General features: G+C 66.8%; 17 protein-coding genes. 8 read left to right on the top strand and 9 right to left on the bottom strand.

Going from position 1 to position 20054, the window contains the following annotated elements; translation table 11 throughout:
- Positions 1–9: 9 nt before the first annotated feature.
- Both ACFXKN_RS12355 and ACFXKN_RS12350 read left to right on the top strand, forming a co-directional pair.
- The gene (locus ACFXKN_RS12355) at positions 10–5391 is read left to right on the top strand and encodes an amino acid adenylation domain-containing protein (RefSeq protein WP_379432988.1); all 5382 of its coding nucleotides are present in this window, start codon (positions 10–12) and stop codon (positions 5389–5391) included.
- Positions 5392–5500: 109 nt separating this feature from the next.
- Entirely contained in the window at positions 5501–10102 is a 4602-nt protein-coding gene (locus tag ACFXKN_RS12350) for an amino acid adenylation domain-containing protein (protein WP_379432987.1), read from the top strand.
- A 29-nt stretch (positions 10103–10131) separates the two neighbouring features.
- On the opposite strand, the gene ACFXKN_RS12345 is transcribed toward ACFXKN_RS12350, so the two are convergent.
- A complete protein-coding gene (locus ACFXKN_RS12345; RefSeq protein ID WP_378953703.1) occupies positions 10132–11010 on the bottom strand; it encodes an NAD(P)-dependent oxidoreductase in 879 nt (292 codons plus the stop codon).
- A 49-nt stretch (positions 11011–11059) separates the two neighbouring features.
- On the opposite strand from ACFXKN_RS12345, the gene ACFXKN_RS12340 reads away from it, so the two are divergent.
- Entirely contained in the window at positions 11060–11461 is a 402-nt protein-coding gene (locus tag ACFXKN_RS12340) for a MerR family transcriptional regulator (protein ID WP_378953706.1), read from the top strand.
- Positions 11462–11488: 27 nt separating this feature from the next.
- Positions 11489–12139 carry a hypothetical protein gene (locus ACFXKN_RS12335; RefSeq protein WP_378953709.1) on the top strand — a complete coding sequence of 217 codons (651 nt, stop codon included), beginning with the start codon at positions 11489–11491 and terminating at the stop codon, positions 12137–12139.
- 53 nt (positions 12140–12192) lie between these two features.
- Here ACFXKN_RS12335 and ACFXKN_RS12330 read toward each other — a convergent pair whose 3' ends face one another.
- Positions 12193–13650, bottom strand: a complete 1458-nt coding sequence (locus ACFXKN_RS12330) for an ATP-binding protein (RefSeq protein ID WP_379432986.1) — start codon at positions 13648–13650, stop codon at positions 12193–12195.
- A 93-nt stretch (positions 13651–13743) separates the two neighbouring features.
- Between ACFXKN_RS12330 and ACFXKN_RS12325 the strand changes: the two genes are divergently transcribed.
- Positions 13744–14013, top strand: coding sequence for a hypothetical protein (locus ACFXKN_RS12325; RefSeq protein ID WP_379432985.1), 270 nt, complete (start codon positions 13744–13746; stop codon positions 14011–14013).
- Between the two features lie 164 nt (positions 14014–14177).
- The gene (locus ACFXKN_RS12320; RefSeq protein WP_379432984.1) at positions 14178–14417 is read left to right on the top strand and encodes a hypothetical protein; all 240 of its coding nucleotides are present in this window, start codon (positions 14178–14180) and stop codon (positions 14415–14417) included.
- A 126-nt stretch (positions 14418–14543) separates the two neighbouring features.
- Here the strand turns inward: ACFXKN_RS12320 and ACFXKN_RS12315 are convergent, their stop codons facing one another.
- The 4 genes from ACFXKN_RS12315 to ACFXKN_RS12300 all read right to left on the bottom strand — a co-directional run bounded on the left by ACFXKN_RS12315 (position 14544) and on the right by ACFXKN_RS12300 (position 17654).
- On the bottom strand, positions 14544–15335 hold the full coding sequence (locus ACFXKN_RS12315) for an ESX secretion-associated protein EspG (protein WP_379432983.1): 792 nt from the start codon (positions 15333–15335) through the stop codon (positions 14544–14546).
- Positions 15332–16624 carry a PPE domain-containing protein gene (locus ACFXKN_RS12310; RefSeq protein WP_379432982.1) on the bottom strand — a complete coding sequence of 431 codons (1293 nt, stop codon included), beginning with the start codon at positions 16622–16624 and terminating at the stop codon, positions 15332–15334. The genes ACFXKN_RS12315 and ACFXKN_RS12310 overlap by 4 nt, the downstream gene beginning before the upstream one ends.
- Positions 16625–16698: 74 nt before the next feature.
- Positions 16699–17058: a hypothetical protein gene (locus ACFXKN_RS12305; protein ID WP_379432981.1), complete on the bottom strand. Its 360-nt coding sequence runs from the start codon at positions 17056–17058 to the stop codon at positions 16699–16701.
- A 47-nt stretch (positions 17059–17105) separates the two neighbouring features.
- Positions 17106–17654 carry a DUF3558 domain-containing protein gene (locus ACFXKN_RS12300; RefSeq protein WP_379432980.1) on the bottom strand — a complete coding sequence of 183 codons (549 nt, stop codon included), beginning with the start codon at positions 17652–17654 and terminating at the stop codon, positions 17106–17108.
- 254 nt (positions 17655–17908) lie between these two features.
- On the opposite strand from ACFXKN_RS12300, the gene ACFXKN_RS12295 reads away from it, so the two are divergent.
- Complete coding sequence (locus tag ACFXKN_RS12295; RefSeq protein WP_379432979.1) at positions 17909–18211, top strand: nucleotidyltransferase family protein; 303 nt, start codon at positions 17909–17911, stop codon at positions 18209–18211.
- Complete coding sequence (locus ACFXKN_RS12290) at positions 18198–18584, top strand: DUF86 domain-containing protein (RefSeq protein ID WP_379432978.1); 387 nt, start codon at positions 18198–18200, stop codon at positions 18582–18584. The genes ACFXKN_RS12295 and ACFXKN_RS12290 overlap by 14 nt, the downstream gene beginning before the upstream one ends.
- A gap of 81 nt (positions 18585–18665) precedes the next feature.
- Here the strand turns inward: ACFXKN_RS12290 and ACFXKN_RS12285 are convergent, their stop codons facing one another.
- From ACFXKN_RS12285 to ACFXKN_RS12275, 3 genes are read right to left on the bottom strand one after another with little or no spacing between them, the layout of a single operon-like run.
- Positions 18666–18941 carry a hypothetical protein gene (locus ACFXKN_RS12285; RefSeq protein WP_378953735.1) on the bottom strand — a complete coding sequence of 92 codons (276 nt, stop codon included), beginning with the start codon at positions 18939–18941 and terminating at the stop codon, positions 18666–18668.
- A complete protein-coding gene (locus ACFXKN_RS12280) occupies positions 18938–19681 on the bottom strand; it encodes a TNT domain-containing protein (RefSeq protein ID WP_378953738.1) in 744 nt (247 codons plus the stop codon). Before ACFXKN_RS12280 ends, ACFXKN_RS12285 begins: the two co-directional genes overlap by 4 nt.
- An 18-nt stretch (positions 19682–19699) precedes the next feature.
- A complete protein-coding gene (locus tag ACFXKN_RS12275; RefSeq protein WP_379432977.1) occupies positions 19700–20023 on the bottom strand; it encodes a hypothetical protein in 324 nt (107 codons plus the stop codon).
- Positions 20024–20054 lie beyond the last annotated feature (31 nt).

The raw sequence follows: 20054 nt of genomic DNA, 5'->3' as shown, positions 1-20054 counted from the left end.
CCGAAGAACATGTCTGACACCGAAGCCACCCTGTCCGTCGCGGAACGCCGCAAACTGCTGCTCCAGCAGAAGCTGCGCGAACGCGGCATGTCGGTGGTGCACGCCGAACCTGTCGCGGTACCGCGGATCCCGGCGGGGGAGCGGCGCGCACTCACCCCCGGCCAGCGCCGCATGTGGTTCCTGCAGACCCGCGACGCCGACGACACCGCCCTCAATATCTGCGTCGCCTACCGCCTCACCGGCCCGCTCGACGCCGACCGCCTGCACGCCGCGTTCGACACGGTGGTGGCTCGTCACGACATCCTGCGCACCACCTACGGCGCGGACGCCGACGGCACACCGTTCCAGGTGTTCGCCGCCGACGCACGGGTCGAATGGTCCACCCACGACGTCACCGAGCTCGCGGAGTCGGGTCGCGACCTGCGGGTGGAGGTGCTGGCCCAGCGTGAGTTCAGCCGCCCCTTCGCGCTCGGCACCGAACTCCCGCTGCGCGCGACGCTGATCCGCACCGGGACCGATGAGCACATCGTGCTCCTGGCCATCCACCACATCGCCTGGGACGACGACTCCTGGGCGGTGTTCTTCGCCGAGCTCAACACCGCCTACCGGCTGGGCACACCCGCCGCTGGACCGAACGTCTTCGTGGCGGACGGCCACGCGGTCACGGCATCCGATGCGGGGCCGCAGTCCTCCGATGCGACGAAGGCCGCCGATGGTGTGAGCGTTGTCGATTCGACCTCGATCGCGGCACCATCCCCTGACGAGACGAACGCCGCCGCCGGCACTTCCGGATTCCAGCCCGAAACGGTTCAGTTCGCCGCGATCGCCCCCACCGCCGAGCCCGCCGAAGCCGACGTCGCCTACTGGCGCGACGCACTGCGCCCGCTGCCCGAACCCCTCGAACTGCCAGGCTCCGCCGCGGCCACCCCCGGCCGCAACGCCCAGCGCCGCACCCACCGTCTCCCGGCCGAGCTCGTCACCCGCACCGAACAGTTCGCGCGTGAGCAGGCCGCGACCCCGTTCATGGTGCTGCTCGCCGGGTTCGACGCCCTGATCCACCGCTACACCGCCGCCGACGACTTCCTCGTCTCCATCCCGGTGACCGACCGCCCCGCGGGCACCGAACAGCTCATCGGCTATTTCGGCAACACCCTGCTGCTGCGCGCCACCATGGGCGCCCAGGCCGATTTCGTCCAGCTCGTCGGCTCGGTGCGCGACACCTGCACCGGCGCCTTCGCCCACCGCGGTGTCGGCATCGATCGTGTTGTCCGCGAGGCGAACCCAGATCGGGTGGCCGGTCGCGACGGCTTGGATCAGCTGGTGCGCCTCGGTTTCTCGGTGCGCAAGAGCGCCGACGGTTTCGCCATCGACGGCGTCACCTCCACCCAGCTCGAACTCGGTGCGGCGAGCGCCCAGGTGCCGTTGGCGTTGGCCATCGTGCTCGAGGCCGACGGCACGGCAGTGGTGGAAGCCGAGTACCAGACCGATGTGCTCTCCGAAGCCCTCATCGACGGGCTGCTCGCGCACTTCGGTCAGCTCCTCGACAGCGCGTTGCGCGAGCCGCGGCGCAGGCTCGCCAACCTCGACATGCTCGGTGCGGCCGACCGCGCGGCGCTGCTCGACCGCTCGCACGGCGTTCTCGTCGATGAACCGGCGAATACCCTTGTCACCCTGCTGGAATCGGCCGCGGCCGCCACGCCCGACGCGCTCGCCCTGCTCTCCGACGACACCGAGCTGACCTATGCCGCGCTACACGCCCGCGCGAATCGCCTGGCGCACTGGCTGATCGGGCATGGCATCGGTACCGAGGACCTCGTCGGCCTTCGCTTGGGTACCTCGGTGGAATTCATCGTCGCCGTGCTCGCGGTGTTGAAGGCCGGTGGTGCCTACCTGCCGATCGATCCGGCCTACCCGGACGATCGGATCGAGTACCTGGTCGAGGACGCGAACCCTCGATTGTTGCTCGGTGCGGTCGAATTGGCCGCCGCGGAGGAGATGGCGGCGCAGCTCCCGGCGACCGCGCCCACCGATGCCGAGCGGCTGCGTCCGCTGCTGCCCGCGAACCTCGCCTACGTCATCTACACCTCCGGCTCCACCGGCAAGCCCAAGGGTGTTCCGGTGCCGCACAACGCGATCGCCGAGCACATCGTCTGCTTCACCGCCGACTGGAACATGACCGCCGCCGACCGCCTGATGCAGTCGTCGTCGGTGAGCTTCGACGCCTCGCTGGTCGACATCGCGATCACCCTCACTGTCGGCGCGCAGCTGATCGTGCCCAAGCCCAACGCTTTCCGCGATATCCGCTATGTCGCCGACCTGATCAGCCGCCGTCAGGTGACCGTGCTGCACATGGTGCCGTCGATGCTGAGCACGTTCCTGTTGCTGCCCGAGATCAGTGAATGGCAGTCGCTGCGCCAGATTCCCGTCGGCGGCGAGGCGCTGCCCGGTGAGGTCGCCGACCGGTTCTTCAACACGCTCGAGGCCGAACTCCGCAATCACTACGGACCCACCGAGGCGGTGGTCTGCTCGACCCATATGCCGGTCGCGGGCCCACAGGGCACCGGTGTGGTGCCGATCGGCATCCCCAACCGCAACGTCTACACCTACGTCCTCGACGAGGCACTGCAGCTGGTGCCCGACGGTGTCGTCGGTGAGCTCTACCTCGGTGGCGATCAGCTCGCCCGCGGCTATCTCGACCGTCCCGCGCTGAGCGCGCAGCGTTTCGTCGCCGACCCGTTCGCGGCGGCCGAGGGTGGCCCCGCGGCGGGCGCGCGCATGTATCGCTCCGGTGACCTGGTGCGCCGCAACAGCTTCGGTGAACTGGAGTTCGTCGGTCGCGCCGACGAGCAGGTGAAGGTGCGTGGTTTCCGCATCGAACTCGGCGAGGTCGAGGCCGCGATCGCCGCGCACCCCGACGTGGCGCACTGCGTCGTAGTCGTGACCGAGGATCCGGCCATCGGCGCGATGCTGGCCGCCTATGTCGTGCCCGTTGGCGATGCCGTCGACCTCGAGCAGGTGCACGCCTTCGCGGCGAACGCGCTGCCGGAATACATGGTGCCCAGCGGTTTCGCGGTGATCGGCGAGATCCCGCTCACCCTCAACGGCAAGCTCGACAAGCGCGCGCTGCCCGCCGCCACCTCCGCCGCCGTGCGCACCCACCGCGCTCCGGCCACCGCCACCGAACGCAAGGTCTGCGCCCTGTTCGGCGCCCTGTTCGACCTCGATGACGTCGGCGCCGAAGACTCCTTCTTCGAGCTCGGCGGCCACTCGCTGCTCGCGGCCCGCCTGGTCGCCCAGGTCCGCGCGGAGTTCGGCATCGAGCTGGACGTGCGCGTGGTCTTCGACAGCCCGACCCCCGCCGCGCTGGCCGCCAACCTGGTCGCGCGCTTCCTGGCCGAATTCGACATCGACCTCGACGCCGTCGACAGCGATTTCGATGACGCGCCCGCCGCGAGCGAGAGCGCACCCGCGAACACGGATACTTCGGCCGCGGCTGCCTCGGACGGCTCGCTCGCTGGTTCGGCATCGGAGATCGGCTCGACCGGTTCCGCTGCGGATCGCGGCGTCGCCACCGCTGGATCACACGTAGCGGCAATGGCAGCCGCCGGACCGGGGCGGTCCAATCGTCCCGCGATCGGCGGGCGCCCACGTGGCGAGCGCATTCCGCTGTCGTACTCGCAGCTGGCGATGTGGTTCCAGTACCGGATGGAGGGCGCGGGCTCGGTCGGCAACCTGCCGCTGGCCATGCGCTTCGATGGCGCACTCGACATCGTGGCCCTGCGCGCCGCCCTCGATGACGTGGTGGCCCGGCACGAGTCGCTGCGCACTACGTTCCCCGAACACGACGGCGTGCCCTACCAGGTGGTGCACCCCGCCGCTCCGGTCCCGCTGCCGGTGCGCGAGATCGCCGCCGACCAGCTCACCGAGGCACTCGCCGAGATCGCCGGCTACCACTTCACCCTCGACGGTGAGTCGCTGATCCGCGCCGAACTGCTCGTGCTCGACGCGGGCACCCACGTGCTCTCGCTGCTGGTGCACCACATCGTCGCCGACCACGCGTCCTTCGGTGTGCTGCTCGACGACCTCACCGCCGCCTACCGTGCGCGCAGCGAGCTGGGCGGTGCGCCGAGCTGGGCGCCGCTGCCGGTCCAGTTCGCCGACTACGCGCTGTGGCAGCGTGAACTGTTCGACCAGGCCGCGCCGAGCGCGTTCGCTACGGGCCAGATCGACTACTGGCGTGCCGCGCTCGCGGATGTTCCCGAGGAGATCGCCGTCGCCCATGATCGGCAGCGTCCGCCGGTGCTCGGCAAGCGCGGTGAAGTGGTGAGTTTCTCGGTGCCCGCCGCCGTGCGTTCGGGGCTCGAATCGCTCGCGATCCGAAGTGGCGCCACTGAATTCATGGTGTGCCAGGCCGCGGTCGCCACGCTGCTGCACGCCCTCGGTGGTGGTACCGACATCACCCTCGGTACTCCCTTCGCGGCGCGCACCGATCCGGCGACGACCACCCTGATCGGGTTGTTCGCCAACATGGTCGTGCTGCGCAACGACCTGTCGAACGCACCGACCCTGCGCGACACCGTGATTCGGGCCCGCAATGTGGTGCTCGACGCCAACGCCAACCAGGAGCTCCCGATCGAGCGCCTGGTCGAAGCGCTCAACCCGCGTCGCTCGCGGTCGCGTAACCCGTTGTTCCAGAGCATGGTCCACTTCCGTGGCGCCGACTGGGCACCCACCACGCTCCCGTTCGCGACCTCGGGGGAGAGCACCGTCACCGTGCTGCCCGCCGAGTTCGACGTCTCCTTCCTGGATCTGAACCTGAGCTTGAACGTGACCGCCGACGGCGGCATGGACGTGCGCGTCGTCGTCAACGCCGATCTGTACGACCCGGCCACGGCCGCGCTGATCGCCGACGCGCTCGCCGCCACGCTGCGCGCCTTCGCCGAAACGCCTGACCTGCTGGTCGCCGACCTGCGCGTGCTGCCCGCCGCGGATCTCGAGCGCCTGCTGGCCGCGCCGGCCCCGGTGGCCGCGAGCGCCGTCGCCACCGGTGCGGCGACCGACTCCGACACCGAGCGCGCCCTGATCGCGCTGATCGAGGAGCTGCTCGAGACCGAGGACGTCACCGGCGAGGACAACTTCTTCGCCATCGGCGGCGACAGCGTCATCTCCATCCAGTGGTCGGCCCGCGCCGCCGATCTGGGATTGGCACTGACCCCGCAGTTGGTGTTCGAGTGCGCCTCGATCACCGAACTGGCAGCCGCTGTCGACGCGGCCGCCGGTGCGGCAAAAGCGGAAGAGCCCGCACAGGTTTCGCACGCGCCGATGAGCGCGTCCGGCCTGGAGGCCGACGCCTTGTCCGCACTGTCAGCCGCCTGGTCTGCCCAAGGATGAACAACTCGGTGAGCTCGCATCAGGGCCCGATGTCGTGGGTGACCACGGCATCGGGGGTCGTGCGGCACGCCGATCACAGCAATACCCGACAGCTAGGAGAGGACGCAGCATGAGTGCGCCGCAGATCGAAGACGTACTCGCGCTGAGCCCGCTGCAGGAGGGACTGTTCTCGCTCTCCCGGCTGACGGGCACCGAGATCGACCTGTACACAATGCAATTCGTGGTCGATATCGACGGCCCGCTCGACACCGACCTGCTCCACCGCAGCGCGCAGGCCATGCTGGACCGTCATCCGAACCTGCGTGCCGCGTTCTGGGACACCGATGTGCCCAAACCGGTGCAGATCATCCCCTCGCGCGCGGAGCTGCCGTGGGCTGAACGTGCCGCTCACTCAACGGAATTCGACTCGATCGCCGAATCCGAGCGGCGCGTGCCATTCGTGCTGAGTCGCGGTCCCGCGCTGCGGGTGCTGCTGCTCGACGTCACCGATGCACCCGAGCCGCGCAGGCGGATGATCCTGACCGCCCACCACATCCTCATGGACGGCTGGGCGGTCGCGGTGTTCTTCACCGAGCTGCTCGCCGTCTACCGGGCGGGCGGCACGCTCGACGGGCTGCCCGCGCCCCGTCCCTACCGTGACTACATCGGCTGGCTCGGTGCCCAGGACCACGACGCCGCGGCCCGCCGCTGGGCCGAGTACCTGCGGCAGGTGAGCGCGCCGCTGGTGCTGGCCGACGGCACCGGTGGCGCTGGTGTTCCCCAGACCACGCGACTCAGCTTGTCCACCACCGAAACCGAGCAATTGCAGCAGTGGGCGCGCACCAACGGGATGACGCTCAACACCGCAGTCCAGTTCGCCTGGACGCTGCTGCTCGGTCGCATCACCGACCGCCGCGATGTCGTCTACGGCACCACCATCTCCGGCCGCCCCGAGAAGCTGGCGGGCGTCGAAGGCATGGTCGGGCTGTTCATCAATACCGTCCCGGTGGTGCACCGCCTCGATTCCGCCGAGCCGGTCGTCGCGCAATGCGCGCGCCTGCAACGTGATTCGGCCACCATGCGCGACATCGGCTACCTCAGCCTGTCGACCCTGCAGCGCGCGGCGGGCCACGGCGCCCTGTTCGACACCCTGTTCGTATTCGAGAACGCCCCCATCGACGACGCGATCCAGACGGCCACCGCCCCCGACGGCGCCCAGTTCCGTCCGATCGAGATGGAAAGCCTCGCCCACTACCCGCTCACGGTCGTCTCCCACCTGAGCGACGGCGAACTCCTCGTCCTCGTCGAAGCGATCCCCGCCCTTCTCGGTCACCTCGACCCCGCCGACCTCGGCGCGCGCATGCTGACCATCCTGCGCACCCTGCCGACCCTCGACGCTACCGCGACCACCGAGGCGATCGACCTGCTCACCGAGACCGAGCACGCCGAACTCCTCAGCGCCGCAACGGATATCCCCGCAGCACCCACCGCCACCCCGTGGGAACTGTTCGAGCAGCAGACAACCGCCACCCCGGACGCGATCGCCCTCACCACCACTTCCGGCGAGGTCTTCACCTACCGCGCGCTGCACGACGAGGCCTGCCGGTTGGCAGGGGAGTTCGCCGCCAACGGCGTCGCTCCGGAAACCGTTGTCGCCCTGATGCTCCCGCGTAGTCCTCGCTCGATCATCGCCATTCTGGCGACGTTCGCCGCGGGCGCCGCTTACGTCCCGGTCGACATCACGCTCCCAGCCGCCCGGATCGAATCGATTCTGCGCCAGTCGAACCCAGCTCTCGCCGTTGTCCTGGCCGAGGATCGGATGCTGCTCGACGGATTCGTGTTCGATGCGCCGTCGGCCGTGTTGGCGCTGGACGAGCCCGCCGTCGTAGCGCGGATCGCGGCCCGGCCCGCCAAGGCCCCCACCGTGCGTCGCGAACTCGAGCACAGTGCCTACATCATCTTCACTTCCGGCTCCACCGGCGAGCCCAAGGGCGTGGTCGGCACCAACGCGGCACTGGCGGGTTACTTCGCCGATCACCTGGAGCGTTTCTACCGCCCGGCCATGGGCAAGCTCGGGCGCCCCCTGCGGATCGCCCACGCCTGGTCGCTCGGCTTCGATGCCTCCTGGCAGCCGATGGTCGGCTTCTTCGCCGGCCAGGCCCTGCACCTGTTCGACGCCGAGGAAATGCGTGACGCGCACCGGATCGTCTCAGGGATGGCCGAATTCGACATCGACATGATCGACACGACCCCGTCGATGCTGGCGCAGCTGGCGGCGGCGGGCCTGCTCGACCGCGAACTGTCGGTGCTCGCCCTCGGCGGCGAGGCCATCGACACCGCGCTGTGGGCGCGGCTGCGCGCCCTGCCCGGTACGGCTGTGTACAACTGCTACGGGCCCACCGAAACGACCGTCGAAGCCGTGGTCGCACCCGTCGCCACCTCGGAAATCCCGACGATCGGCACCGCCAACGGCGGCATGGTCGGCTACGTGCTCGACTCCCGGCTGCGACCGGTTCCGCGCGGCATCGTCGGCGAGCTCTACCTGTCCGGCGTGCAGCTGGCCCGCGGCTACCTCGGCAAACCCGCCATCACCGCGGACCGTTTCGTCGCCGACCCGACGCGCCCCGGCGAGCGCATGTACCGCACCGGTGACCTCGTCCGCAGGCTGCCCGGTGGTCGATTCGGCTACCTCGGCCGCGCCGACGCCCAGGTGAAGGTGCGCGGCTATCGCATCGAGGTCGGCGAGATCGAGACCGCGCTGCGGCGCTCCGCCGATATCGACACCGCCGCGGTGACTGTGGTGCGCCGCGCCGGTGGTGCGTCGCTGGTCGGCTTCGTCGTCGGCAAGGCCGGTCGCGCCGTGATCGTCAGCCGGGTGCGTGCTGACCTGGCACAACGCCTGCCCGCGTACATGATTCCCGCGCGCATCGTGGTGATGGAGCAACTGCCGGTGAACGTCAACGGCAAGCTCGACAGCCACGCGCTGAACGAGCTCGCCGAGCAGTCGCTTTCGGCCGCCGATAGCAACGCCGCTGCCGAGACACCCACGGAGATCGCGCTCAGCGAGCTGTTCGCCGAACTCTTCGACGGCCGCGCCCCCGGCATCGACGCCGACTTCTACGAACTCGGCGTCGACAGCATCGTCGCGATTTCCCTCGTCAACAAGGCCCGCCGCCGCGGCCTGGCCCTCAATCCGCGAATGGTGCTGGCCTGCCCGACCATTCGTGAACTCGCCGCGGCCGTCGATGACGCTCCGGCCGCCGCCGCGCAGTCCGGCGCCGACGCCTACGGTGTGGTTCCGCCGCTGCCGGTGGTCTCCTGGATGTACGAATACGGCAACTACCGCCGCTTCACCCAGACCGCGCTGCTGCGCCTGCCCGCCGGAATCGACCGGGCGGCACTGGAATCCACGCTGCAGTCGCTGCTCGATGCGCACGACACCCTGCGCGCGGTGCTCACCGACACGACGGACGGCCCGCGCATGGTCACCCGGGCACCCGGCGCGGTGAACGCCACCGACCTGGTGATCGAAGCACCCCGGAATCTCGCCGGTGACGAACTCGACTCGGCTATCACCGAATTCGCGCGGATCGCCAACGATGCGATCGATCCCCGCACCGGCGACATGGTGCGCGCGGTGTGGTTCCCGGCCACGGATGCCGATGTGTACCTCGGCTCGGATTCCGCCGGTGCGGTGGCGAGCGAGGCTGCCGGTCGCGGAACCGGCGACATTCTGCTGCTCGCCGTGCACCACCTCGCGGTCGACGTCGTGTCCTGGCACATCATGCTCGACGCGCTGGCTGCCGCCTGGCAGCAGATCCAAGCAGGCGTGGCGCCGAAGATGTTGCCCGAGTTCACCTCGTACCGGCAGTGGTCCGAGGCCATGTGGCAGCGCGCGTCCGAACCGGAAGTCCTCGCCCAGCGCGACTACTGGACCGCGCAGGTCCGCGAGCCCGACGCAGCGCTCGGCTCCCGGCACCCCGCACCGGCCACCGACACCTGGTCCAGCCTGCGCGTCAGCACGGTAGCGACTCCGGTCGCGGTCACCGAGCGCCTGCTCAACCGCGTCGGCAAGGACGAGGGCGTCCGCGAATTCCTGCTCACCGCCCTCACCATGACCATGGCCTCACTCCACGCCGAGAACGGAAACGATCCGGCCGCAGGCGCGTTGATCGCCATGGAAGGCCATGGCCGCGCCGACACCACCCTCGGCACCGACACCGCCAACACCCTCGGCTGGTTCACCAGCGTCTTCCCCGTCCGCCTCGGCGTCGGCGACAACGCGGTGGATGTCCTACGCGCACAAGCAGATCCGTCCGCCGCCCGAACCCTGCTCGACTCGGTCGCGACTCACCTGCGCGAAATCCCGAACCAGGGCCTCGATTACGGCTTGCTCCGCTACGTCAACCGCGCCGCCGAACTTCGCACCGCCGCCGAACCGCAGGTCGAATTCAACTACCTCGGCCGAATCGACCTGAGCGGCAACAACACCGACCCCTGGTCGCTGCTCGTCGGTGAACACGACACCGCACTCCCACTCGACCCGGAACCAGACCTACCCCTGCGCTACGCGGTAGACGTCATCGCAGGCATCGGAACCACCCCCGAAGGCGCCGCCCTCACCACGAACTTCCGCTGGAGCACCGCTCTATTCACGGAAGCCGAGGCAGCCCGCTTCGCCGAACTCTGGGAGCTGGCGCTCACCACCCTCGCCGAGGTGCTGGACCGCTAGTTTGCCTGCTCGTTGGGCACGCGGTGATGTCAGTCGCTGTGGGGCTTGGCGAACTCTTCGATCAGCACGGGATACTGCTCCCCGCCGTGACCTGCGGCGATCGAGCGGTCTGCCATTGCCTTGATCAGCTTCGGGAGCTCGGCGTTGACGCCGAGCGCCTCACACTCCTCGATCAGGTGGGCCATCGTTCGCGCATCGGTCTCCAGGGCCGCCACCTCGGCGGGAAAGGATCCGCTGTCGATCTGCTCGGCATAACCGGGCAGCCAGGTGGCCACCCCGGTAGCCATCATCTGCGCGAACGGTGCGAACGTCGCGGCGTCGACACCGGCGGTTCTGAGCATCGCGGTGCCCTGGAGCCAGGCGTTGAGGACGCTCCACATCATGGTCAGGCCGGCCACGTCGTACAGGGAGGCGAGGCCGTGGTCGGCGCCGAGGTAGGTGACGGTGCCCAGTGCCTCGAGTGTCTTCTCGTGCGCGTCGAAGTCCGCCTGTGGACCGCTGTGCAGAATCACGGCGTCGGAGGTTCCGATCGCCTGCGGGATGGCCATGATCGCGCCGTCCAGGTAGTGGGCGCCGCGCTGCTCGAACCAGCGGGCGGTTTCGCGGGCCTGGGCCGAGTCGCCCGAGGTCAGGTTGAGGAAGGTCGTACCGTCGATATCGTTCGTGCCCAACAGTTCACGCACGGCCGGGTAGTCGGTGACGCAGATGATCGTGATCGAGCCCGCCCGCAGCGCGTCGCCGATGGTCGGCGCGAGCCGCGCACCCTCGGCAATCAGCCTGTCGGCCTTGGCGGGCGTCCGATTCCATACGGTGGTGGGATGTCCGGCGGCGAGGAACGCGCCGGCGAGCGACTGGCCCATGAGCCCGAGTCCGATGACGGTCACAGATGTTTCGGTTGCGTTGTTCATGGCAGCATCATCAACGTTGATACCGGTATGAAGGTCAAGTGAGGTTGCGATGCGAATCGGCGAACTGAGTACCCGCACGGGCGTCAACGCCCACCAACTGCGCTACTACGAGGCCCAGGGGCTGATGACCGCGGACCGCAGCCCGAACGGCTACCGCGAATACGACGAAACCGCCTTGCTGCGCGTGCAACAGATCCGCCACCTACTCGGCGCAGGCCTGTCCTCCGACGACATCGCCTACCTCCTACCCTGCGCGGAAGGCGAAACCCCCACCTTGCCCGCATGCCCAGAACTCGTGTCCAACATGCGAACTCGACTCCACCGCCTCGACGACCAAATCGACCGCCTCGCCCGATCCCGAGACGCCCTCGCCGTCTACATCGCCGCCGCCGAACGCACAACCAGCGACACCTACCCACCCTTCGACGGAACCGAACCAGTGCCCGCCTGAGCAACTATTGCGACCCGAGGAGTTGGGATGACAGACAACAACGCTACGTCGGAACGTATCCGCCGGCGATATGGGACATCCGATTTGGACCGAGGAGGGGCCGGTCCGATGTCGCGCCGGCAGCAGATCGTGTGGGTGCTCGCTGTTGTCGCGTTACTCGCGGCGGGAGTGGCCGTATGGATGGTAGCGGCGGCGGCGGACCGCTTCTATCGCTTCGGCGACCCCCCGCTCTTCGCGATGCCGCTGTGCTGGACGGCCGCAACCGCCGTCTATCTCTGCTACGTCTGGTTCAGTCGCAGCAGGCCTCGCCGCTGGTTGCGGATCGTGTTCGCGGTGATGCTGGTGCTGGCGACAATGTTCCTGTGGGCGATCACGACGTTTCTCGAGGCGTTCGACGATCGCAGCGTTGTCCGCACGGTCGCGGTGAGTCCCGACGGTCGCGTTGAACTGGCCACCGAGAAGTACATGAATTTAATCGACCCTGCCTGCCGCGTGTGGCTGCTGGAGCGCGGGGGGCTTTTCAGTCGACGGGCGCTGGTGTGGCATCTGCATGAAGGCAATTGCCCGACGCAAGTGTTCTTCTCCAACGACACCACTATCGCCATACGCAAGAACGGCGACACAGAACCCACAACCACGACCTTCGACGCCGACCGGATGCAGGTGACACCGATGTAGCTGGGCCGGCCTTTGCGTTGAGCGGCACGATCTGTCACCGGCATCGGTGCAGGTCAGATGGTTGGCGGTCGCCACGCCGCGATCAGGTCGGTGGGAGTGAAGGTGGCGGCGAGGTGGTCGGTTGAGACGCCGGAGCGGCTGACAGCGATCAAGGGGACGGGGTCATCGGTCAGCCGGAAGCGGTGGTTTTGCAGGGCGACGAGGTCGTGGGTGTCGAAGGGTGAGTTCTCCAGCCACTTGATCGACCCGAGAAAGGCCAGCTCCTTGGCGACGGGTTCCCGGTCGGCGCCCACGATGTCGATCTCTACGTCATTGGTGCGTGTCCAGAACCCGCCGATGGCGGGGACCGCGGGGATGCCTTGGGCTGGGAGAAGCCGGGCGAGCGAGTCACGGATCAGGGGTTCCACCGCGCGGCCGCGCCAACTCGTCCAGCCACGGCGGATCCGATCCAGAGTCAGGTCACCGCGCAGGCGATCCAGCTCAGGCAAGTAGGGGCCGAGGAAGGTGAGCCAGAACCGTAGGTATGAGTCGGTGATCCGGTAACGGCGTTCTTTCGATGGGGCCAGGCTGATCGGTAGTTCCGCGGCCACGATTCCCTTGTCCACCAACAGGTTCAGTGCGCGCGAGAGACTCGTGCTGGCTAGACCGCCTGCGGCACGGGCGATATTGGTGAACGTTCGTTCGCCGCTGCCGATCGCGGACAAGACCTGGCGCGCCAAGGTCTGATCGGGAAACTCGGCTGCCAGAGACAATTGCGCGGAGACGATCAGCGGGCTGACCGGGTCGGCGAGTTCTCTCGTCAAGAACTCCCACACGTCCTCGCCTGCGCGCCATCGTGAGGAGATGATGGGCAATCCACCGGTGATGAGGGTGGCATCGAAGGCCGCCGCGGGGTCGGAGCCGGTCATGGCGGCGACATCGGCGGGATTGAGTGGGCCCAGTCGCATCTCGGTGCCGCGCTGATGAAACGGGCGACCATACGACGTGAGCGCAGCCATCATGGCGAGATCGGAACCGATCAGGATCAACAGAACCGGTTTGCGGCACAGTTCGCGGTCCCACGCGCGTTGCAAGACACTCTCGAAAGCGCCCGACTCATCCATCAGGTATGGCAACTCGTCGAGAACGACGATGCTCGGCTCATTGTCGGGCAGAATGCCGGCGAGCTGTCGCAGGGCTGCGGTCCAGTTGGCCGGAAGCGCCTCATCGAAGATCTCGGCATCGGGCAGCGAGGAATGCGCGACCGTATCGGAGAACTCGCGCAGCGGGTCGTTTCCGAGTCCGATCTCGCTGGTGTAGAAGACATTTGGCACACCGCTGCGCTGGGTGAACTCCTCGATCAGTGCAGACTTACCGATGCGGCGGCGGCCACGAAGAATGAGGCAACGTCCCGGCTTCGCCGTATCGATCGCGGCCCCGACGCCGGACAAGGCGGCGTCCAGGGTGTGCAGTTCATGCCATCGCCCGACGAAGTCCATCGCACCTCTTAGTATCATTGATGATAGTAACATCGATGATACCTTCTCTTGCGGGCGTTATCCGCACCTTCGCGCACCGTCGACGCGACGGCAGGGATGTAATAGTCCATGTAGTACAATTTGGCTATGACTACCGCTCGTCCCGGCGCCACCACCAACGTCTCGGTGTCGATGCCGTCGGATCTTCTGTCCGCGGTCCGCGACCGGACAGGTAAGCGCGGCCTCTCGGCGTACGTTGCCGAAGCGGTGCGGCACCAACTCGAGATGGACGGGCTCGGGGAGATCGTCTCGGACTTCGAGTCGAGCCACGAGCCGCTCACCGACGCGGAGGTGCAAGCCGCAGCTGAGGAGCTTTTCGGCCACGGCGCGCAGGGCTCCGACCGGGGAGCCGCGTGACGGAACGGAATGTTCGGTCGGTAGTCCTTGATTCCGAGGCTCTGTCACTGCTGCTACGACATGACAGAGCGCTCACCGCCCGCATCGAAGCAGCCAGGCGGAACAGCATTCCTGTACGGGTATCGGTGCTGGCTATTGTCGAAGCCGTTCATGGAAAGACCGATATGGGCAGGCTGAGCTGGTTGCTTTCGCGGCTGCGAGTCGAGGAAGTAACCCAAGCCGATTCGCTCGATGCGGTGCGTCTGCCTCGTGAGGCAGACGGTGTACACGGACACAAGTACGCGATCGACTCATTGGTGGCGGCGATGGCGCTGCGCAGTCCTGGACCGCCGGTCGTTCTCACATCCGATCGTGATGATTGGGAGCGACTCTGCGGAGATCGCGTCCTGATCGTCGACGTATAGCGGCATCGCGACGTCGGCCTGCGCAAGTAGCGCGAGTGCCGACGTCGCCCTCGGTGCCGCGCCGATGCTGCTCAGACTCGGTATCACTGATGTTAGTAACACCGCTGATACCTGTTCTGGCCGATGCTATACGCGCCTTCGTTCGGTGAACATCGCGATGTGTTTGGCCAGGCGGTGTTGGAGTTCGGTGGGTGGGCCGGGGATGACGGTGAAGTTGTCGGCGTCGTGGTGCTGGATGAGGTAGCGGCCGTCGTTCGGATAGTCCAGCCACAGAAAGGCTTTGCCGTCGGCGGTGGGGCGTGAGTCCACCTGGTAGCCGGGGTAGACGGTGATTTCGCCGGTGCTGGTTCGGGGGCGGCGGAAGAATCGTTGCGTTTGTTCGACGGGGGACAGGCGCGTGGGGTGGCGGGCGTAGGTGGCGGTGTCGAGGTCGCTGCGGCGGCCCTCGAAGCGGGGTGTCGAACCACCTTGTGCGTGAGGAAGTTTCGCGACGATCGCGGCGGCCAAATCAACCAGCGGCACAATGGTCAAGGCGATATCCCCGCCTTGCTCGCGGGTGGGTCCTGATGCTTGGACCGCCAAAGCTGCGTGATCCTCGATGATTCCGGCATACACGCGGGCGACCTCGGACAGACCCGGACCGTGCAAACCCTCGATTTCGACGCGAACCTCTGGTTCGAGCAGAGCGCGGAACACTTTGTGCAGGCCGTCGTCGTAGACCTGTCGCAGCCTGGCGATGGCGGCCTCGCGCCGCTCCTGGTGGATCTCGTGGGTTTCGGCGAACTCGGGCCGGAAGGTCAGCGGGTAGGGCAGGCGGTCACGACCATGGCCTTCGAGTCCGACAGCGAACGCGTGCGGGTCGAGCTGCCAGCGACCTGTTACGCGCGGTTCGGTGTAGGTGTCATTGTTCCAGCTCACGCGCCGATCACTCCACCTGGCGGAAGGGTCGGCGGAAGCAGCCCGATGAGTTCGTCTTCCCGATCTTGGATGAGGTAGTCGGGAATGGCGTGCTCGCTGTCGTCCTCGCCTTTGCCGCCGCCACGTCCGCCGCCCATCATGCCGGGCATGCCGCTCATGCCCCTACCGCCTGCGCCGCTGGTAGTTCCCGCGCGGTTACCTGACGCCCCTGCGGCCGCGCCGGCGCCGCCGGGAGTGCCCGGCGAAGCGGCGCCTGGAGTGCCTCCGCTCGGCACGCCGGACCCGGGTGAACCCGAACCCGGTGAACCCGAGCCAGGCGACCCTCCGCCGCCGGGGGTGGTCGGCGTGCCCGTTCCGGCCGGAGTGGTCGCGGCGGGCGTGGTCGAGGCTGGTTCGGTCGTGCTCGGCTCGGTGGAGTCGTCGCCGGTTTCGTCGTCGTTCTGATCGTCGCCGGGGTCGGTCGACTGCGGTTCAGTTGTTGCCGGGTCCTCTTGTGTGTCAGCCGGTTTCGTTGACGGGGTACCGCCGTTGCCGTTGCCGTTGCTGTTCCCGCCGTTGCCGTTGTCGGTTCCGCCGTCGCCGGGGGTGACCCCACCGGGGTCGCCGACGTTGTTCTGGGGGAGGGGAAGCACGGGAGTCTGTTTGTCGACGGTGATCGAACCGGGCTGATAGGTGCCGATCATGAAGAGGCGAGCGTCTTCCTCGGCTTCATTGGCGCGATGCTTGGCCGCTTTGACAACGCCGTTGCCGGGGATGTGGCCGATGAACTCGTCGAAGGTCGAAACGTTATCCGGTTCCGGAATGGCGATCTTCGCCTGTCCGAGAACACCTTCCATGTAGTCGACGCCATTCGCAACCATCTGGAACGTGGCGGGCAGCTTCGCGGCCTCGGTGGTGTAGCTCTTCACCGCGTCGATCGCCGAGTTCCCCGAAGCACCCGACCATTTCTCGGACAGCACTTGCTCGAACTTGGTGCGGTAGTTGTTGACCGCGGTTTCCGTTCCCGTCGTCAGTCGCCGCCACGCGTCCGCACTGGCGTTGATCTGACCGGCATCGACTCCACCCTGACCGCCTTTGCCGTTCAACGCATCCCAGATTTGCTGGTGCGGCCACGTGCTGAACTGCTCGGGAGTTACCTTCGCTCCCTCCATCGTCACATTCGTGCCTGCCAGCAACCGCGACCATTCGTCGCCGATGATTCTGCGGTCGCCTTCCCACGCCTGCTTGCCGTTGGCGTCGAGTGTGCTGCGTTCATTCTCGCCATTGTCGGACCGGTCGTTATTGTCCATGATCTTGAAGATGCCGAGAGTGCCTACATGCCCAACGCCTTGACCGAAATTGGATAGCCCATCCCAGAACCCCATCAGATGTTCGCCCCCGTCGCGCCGATAGCGCCTGCGGTCTGCTGGTCGACGGCTTGTAGTTTGCCGATGGCGGCGAGGAAGGTGTCGCGCTGGTCGCGGGCGATGGCGATGTGCTGGTCCAGGCGTTTCACCGCGGAGTCGTTGGGGTCGCCGGCGCCTCCGGCAACTGCCTTGGCTTCGTACTTGGCGCGGATCGTTTCTGCCGAGGGGAGACCGCCCCAACCGGACATGCGGTTGAGGTTGGCCGCGTCATCCTTTTGGATCTCTAGGTCCGAGATGTATTGGCTGACGACATCAGCGATCGCTTGGCCGAGGTCTTCGTCGATCTTGAACTCGCCGTTGATCGCCTGAGTCTTCATGTTTCGCCAATAGGTGGCGTGGTCCTGAGTCATGTTCCCCCCTGTGCTTACTTCGGCAAATGCGGTTCGAGAGCAGTCGCATACTGCTCCGCCATTTCGCATACGTCGCCGACTCGCGGACCTTCGGTGCTCAACCACGACGTCCGGACTTCGAACATGCCTTGCTCGGCTCCGAAAGACGCGATGCAGGCATCCGGATCGTCCTTCTCTTTCGAGATGAGACCGGGCCGCCCATTCACGGTGGTGTCGCGGACGATGATCGCGCTGTCCTTCTTTCGGGCCTCGTCAAGCGTGTGGCTGGTCGAGAAGACGCTGACCCGCCGCTTGCCGGAACCGTATCTGTCGTCGAGCGGAAGCCACCCACAGATGCGCCAGGCTGACACCCCGGTCGGCGGGTCGGTGGTGATGCCCTTCGTCGCCGGATCGAGCCCCACACCCCGCAACACCTCATCCGACAACGCCCCCCGACACGGATTGAACACCTCGATAGTGTCCGGATCCCGCACCGTAGTCGTAGGCCCAGCCGACCCCTCCTCAGCCCCCCCACACCCCGCCAGCACAGCCGCCCCGACCACACCACAGACCACAGCCCGCATCACCACAACGCTTCGCACAGCACTCCTACCTGGTCGGACACGGCAGCAACCCGCCACTACTCAATTAGACGCACCCCGACCCCATTCGGTTCCACCGACCTGTCGACAGCCCTCCAACCTGTGCCTCCGACCCTACTCAACCCGGACCGTCGCCGGGAACTACCGGTCCCCAACAACCGAAGCGAGCTCCGAACCTCGAACCTCGAACCCCGCGGCCCCTGTTTCCCACCCATCTGAGCTGCCATGATGGTGGAGTGAGACGAGACGAGCTCATCGAGTTCCTTCCCGCGATTATCCAGCTCTGTGCCGAATACGGCGTCACGGAGCTAGCGCTCTTCGGCTCGGTTGCCCGCGGTGACGACCGCGAGGACAGCGACGTCGATCTCCTCTACGTGCGCGGACCACACGCAGTTCGCGGCCTGGCCTTCTTCGGACTGGAGGAGGAGCTCGAGAAGCTGTTGGGCATCCACGTCGATCTGGTCCCCAAGAGTGGCCTCAACCGACTGATCCGTGACGAAGTACTTGCCGACGCCGAGGTCCTGTATGCCGCCGCGTGAGGAACGCGCCAACTCGCTCTACCTCGCAGACATCGTCATCGCGGCCCGCACCGTGATCCGGTGGCTCGACCAGCGCGGCGACGGCTGGAGCACCGACGAAATTCTGCAGAACGCGGTGCTTCGACAGCTACTTGTCATCGGTGAGGCCGCATCGCATCTCACGGATGAGACGCGGAACAAGCTTCCCGACCTGCCCTGGCGACAGATGCGGGGATTCCGCAACCACGCGGTACACGCCTACTTCAGTCTCGACTGGGAGATCGTGCGTGAGGTCGCCGAAGTAGACCTACCGACAGTCGAAGGCGCGGTTTCCCAACTCCTTGCCACCGAATATCCCGAGGCGGTCGGTCACGTGCCGCCAGCAGGTAAGTGAGACGTCTGTGACGGAAATGCGTCCGCCAGCAATTCCTGCGCGTCTGCTTGGTGGGGGTCGGGGCAACTGGCATAGCGGTTCTCAGGAAGTAGCTCGGTTGAGGATGTCGGTGTAGAGAAGGCGCCCGCCGAGTAGCCGGAGGGCGGCGAGACGGGTTTTGGCGCGGCCGATGTTGGTGGTTCGGGAACCTCGCTCGTAGTAGAAGACATCCCACCAGCCGTCTTCGGCTTGAATCAGGCACCAAGCCTGTTCGCGCAGTTCACCTTCCGAGACAAGGGCTGCGGGCGCGCCGACGTGGGAGAACCAGGCGAGCTGGCTGATCGGATTCTGGGAGAACACACCGTCGTTCGGGGTCATATTGCCATCTCCTCGATGAATCCGGAGCCGACCAGATCGACGACCGGCATCACGGTGAAGTACTGGTTTCCGCCACCTGGTCTGGCGAACCACGGTGCGACGGGGCCGGACCACACCGGTGTCGGCGTCAGGACCTTCCATCGTCGGTATCCGGATTCGGCGTAGTCGATCGGCAGTGAACGTGCGCCGAACGGCGTCCCGATGTCGTAGAGCAGTCGGGTGAATGTGGTGCCGAACGAGTCCATGATCCGACCAGGTTCGAGCCGTGCCGGTTTCCGGCCGGTGGGGGTCGCGAAGCCGTCTGGATGGAGTATCGGATCGGGCCAGCGGAGCAACCTCCGGCCAGCTGAAGCTCCGACGTCTTCGGGTACCACGAACTCCCGCGCCCACTGCGCTTCACGCATGCCGCCGAACAGATCACCGTCATCGAGAATCGACTGAACCGCCGGACTGCTGATCGGCACGCCGCCGACCGACCCGGCGGTACCACGACCCGGTTCCAGTGGCTGCGACCCATCGAGAGCTCCGCCGATCAACCCGAGGAACCCGAAACAGGCAGCGGCTTCGTTGTCGTATTCGCAGAGGTCATGTGGGCCGCCGCGTTCGTACCAGAATGCTTCGAACGAGCCATCTCGGCCCGGTACTAAGCAGTAATGGTCGTCGCGGAGTCTGCCGACCGAGGCAACTGAGTCGGGAACACCAAGACCCCGCAAGATCTTGGTGAGTTCGTCGATGTTCACGATGAAACCTCTTCTAGCTCAGTCGGAGAACGTTGCTTCGAGTTCGCTGTCGATTCGTTCCTGCTCGGCGTTGTCGAGTGTCACCGGCTGAAAATCGCGCGACCGGGCATGGTCGATGAACTCGGCGGGAACCTCGATCGCGTACTCCCGCACGAAGTATCCCCAGTATGTTGACCACACCCAGGTGCCGTCGCTTGACATCCCGGTCGGTACGCCGTGGTCTCGTGCCGGGTCGAGTGGGTCGGCCATCGACTGGGTCGAGACAAGCGACTGACACTCCAGCAGGTAGTGCGAAAGGGGTTCGCGGAGTTCGTCGTCCAGGCGCCCGACAAGGTCCGCCAAGCTGACTTCTGGCCAGCCTTCGATTCCCTCG

This window comes from Nocardia sp. NPDC059195, assembly GCF_042754695.1.
Taxonomy (GTDB): Bacteria; Actinomycetota; Actinomycetes; order Mycobacteriales; family Mycobacteriaceae; genus Nocardia.
The sequence above is the reverse complement of the archived record's forward strand: the minus strand, read 5'-3'. Positions and strand labels throughout refer to the sequence as shown.

What these genes read in the sequence shown, in the direction of transcription:
- ACFXKN_RS12305 (WP_379432981.1), bottom strand. Translation starts at nt 17,058, where the DNA reads ATGAAGACTCAGGCGATCAACGGCGAGTTCAAGATCGACGAAGACCTC.
- ACFXKN_RS12330 (WP_379432986.1), bottom strand. Translation starts at nt 13,650, where the DNA reads ATGTTACTATCATCAATGATACTAAGAGGTGCGATGGACTTCGTCGGG.
- ACFXKN_RS12325 (WP_379432985.1), top strand. Translation starts at nt 13,744, where the DNA reads ATGACTACCGCTCGTCCCGGCGCCACCACCAACGTCTCGGTGTCGATG.
- ACFXKN_RS12345 (WP_378953703.1), bottom strand. Translation starts at nt 11,010, where the DNA reads ATGAACAACGCAACCGAAACATCTGTGACCGTCATCGGACTCGGGCTC.
- ACFXKN_RS12310 (WP_379432982.1), bottom strand. Translation starts at nt 16,624, where the DNA reads ATGGACAATAACGACCGGTCCGACAATGGCGAGAATGAACGCAGCACA.
- ACFXKN_RS12290 (WP_379432978.1), top strand. Translation starts at nt 18,198, where the DNA reads ATGCCGCCGCGTGAGGAACGCGCCAACTCGCTCTACCTCGCAGACATC.
- ACFXKN_RS12340 (WP_378953706.1), top strand. Translation starts at nt 11,060, where the DNA reads ATGCGAATCGGCGAACTGAGTACCCGCACGGGCGTCAACGCCCACCAA.
- ACFXKN_RS12285 (WP_378953735.1), bottom strand. Translation starts at nt 18,941, where the DNA reads ATGACCCCGAACGACGGTGTGTTCTCCCAGAATCCGATCAGCCAGCTC.
- ACFXKN_RS12350 (WP_379432987.1), top strand. Translation starts at nt 5,501, where the DNA reads ATGAGTGCGCCGCAGATCGAAGACGTACTCGCGCTGAGCCCGCTGCAG.
- ACFXKN_RS12320 (WP_379432984.1), top strand. Translation starts at nt 14,178, where the DNA reads ATGGGCAGGCTGAGCTGGTTGCTTTCGCGGCTGCGAGTCGAGGAAGTA.
- ACFXKN_RS12335 (WP_378953709.1), top strand. Translation starts at nt 11,489, where the DNA reads ATGACAGACAACAACGCTACGTCGGAACGTATCCGCCGGCGATATGGG.
- ACFXKN_RS12300 (WP_379432980.1), bottom strand. Translation starts at nt 17,654, where the DNA reads ATGCGGGCTGTGGTCTGTGGTGTGGTCGGGGCGGCTGTGCTGGCGGGG.
- ACFXKN_RS12355 (WP_379432988.1), top strand. Translation starts at nt 10, where the DNA reads ATGTCTGACACCGAAGCCACCCTGTCCGTCGCGGAACGCCGCAAACTG.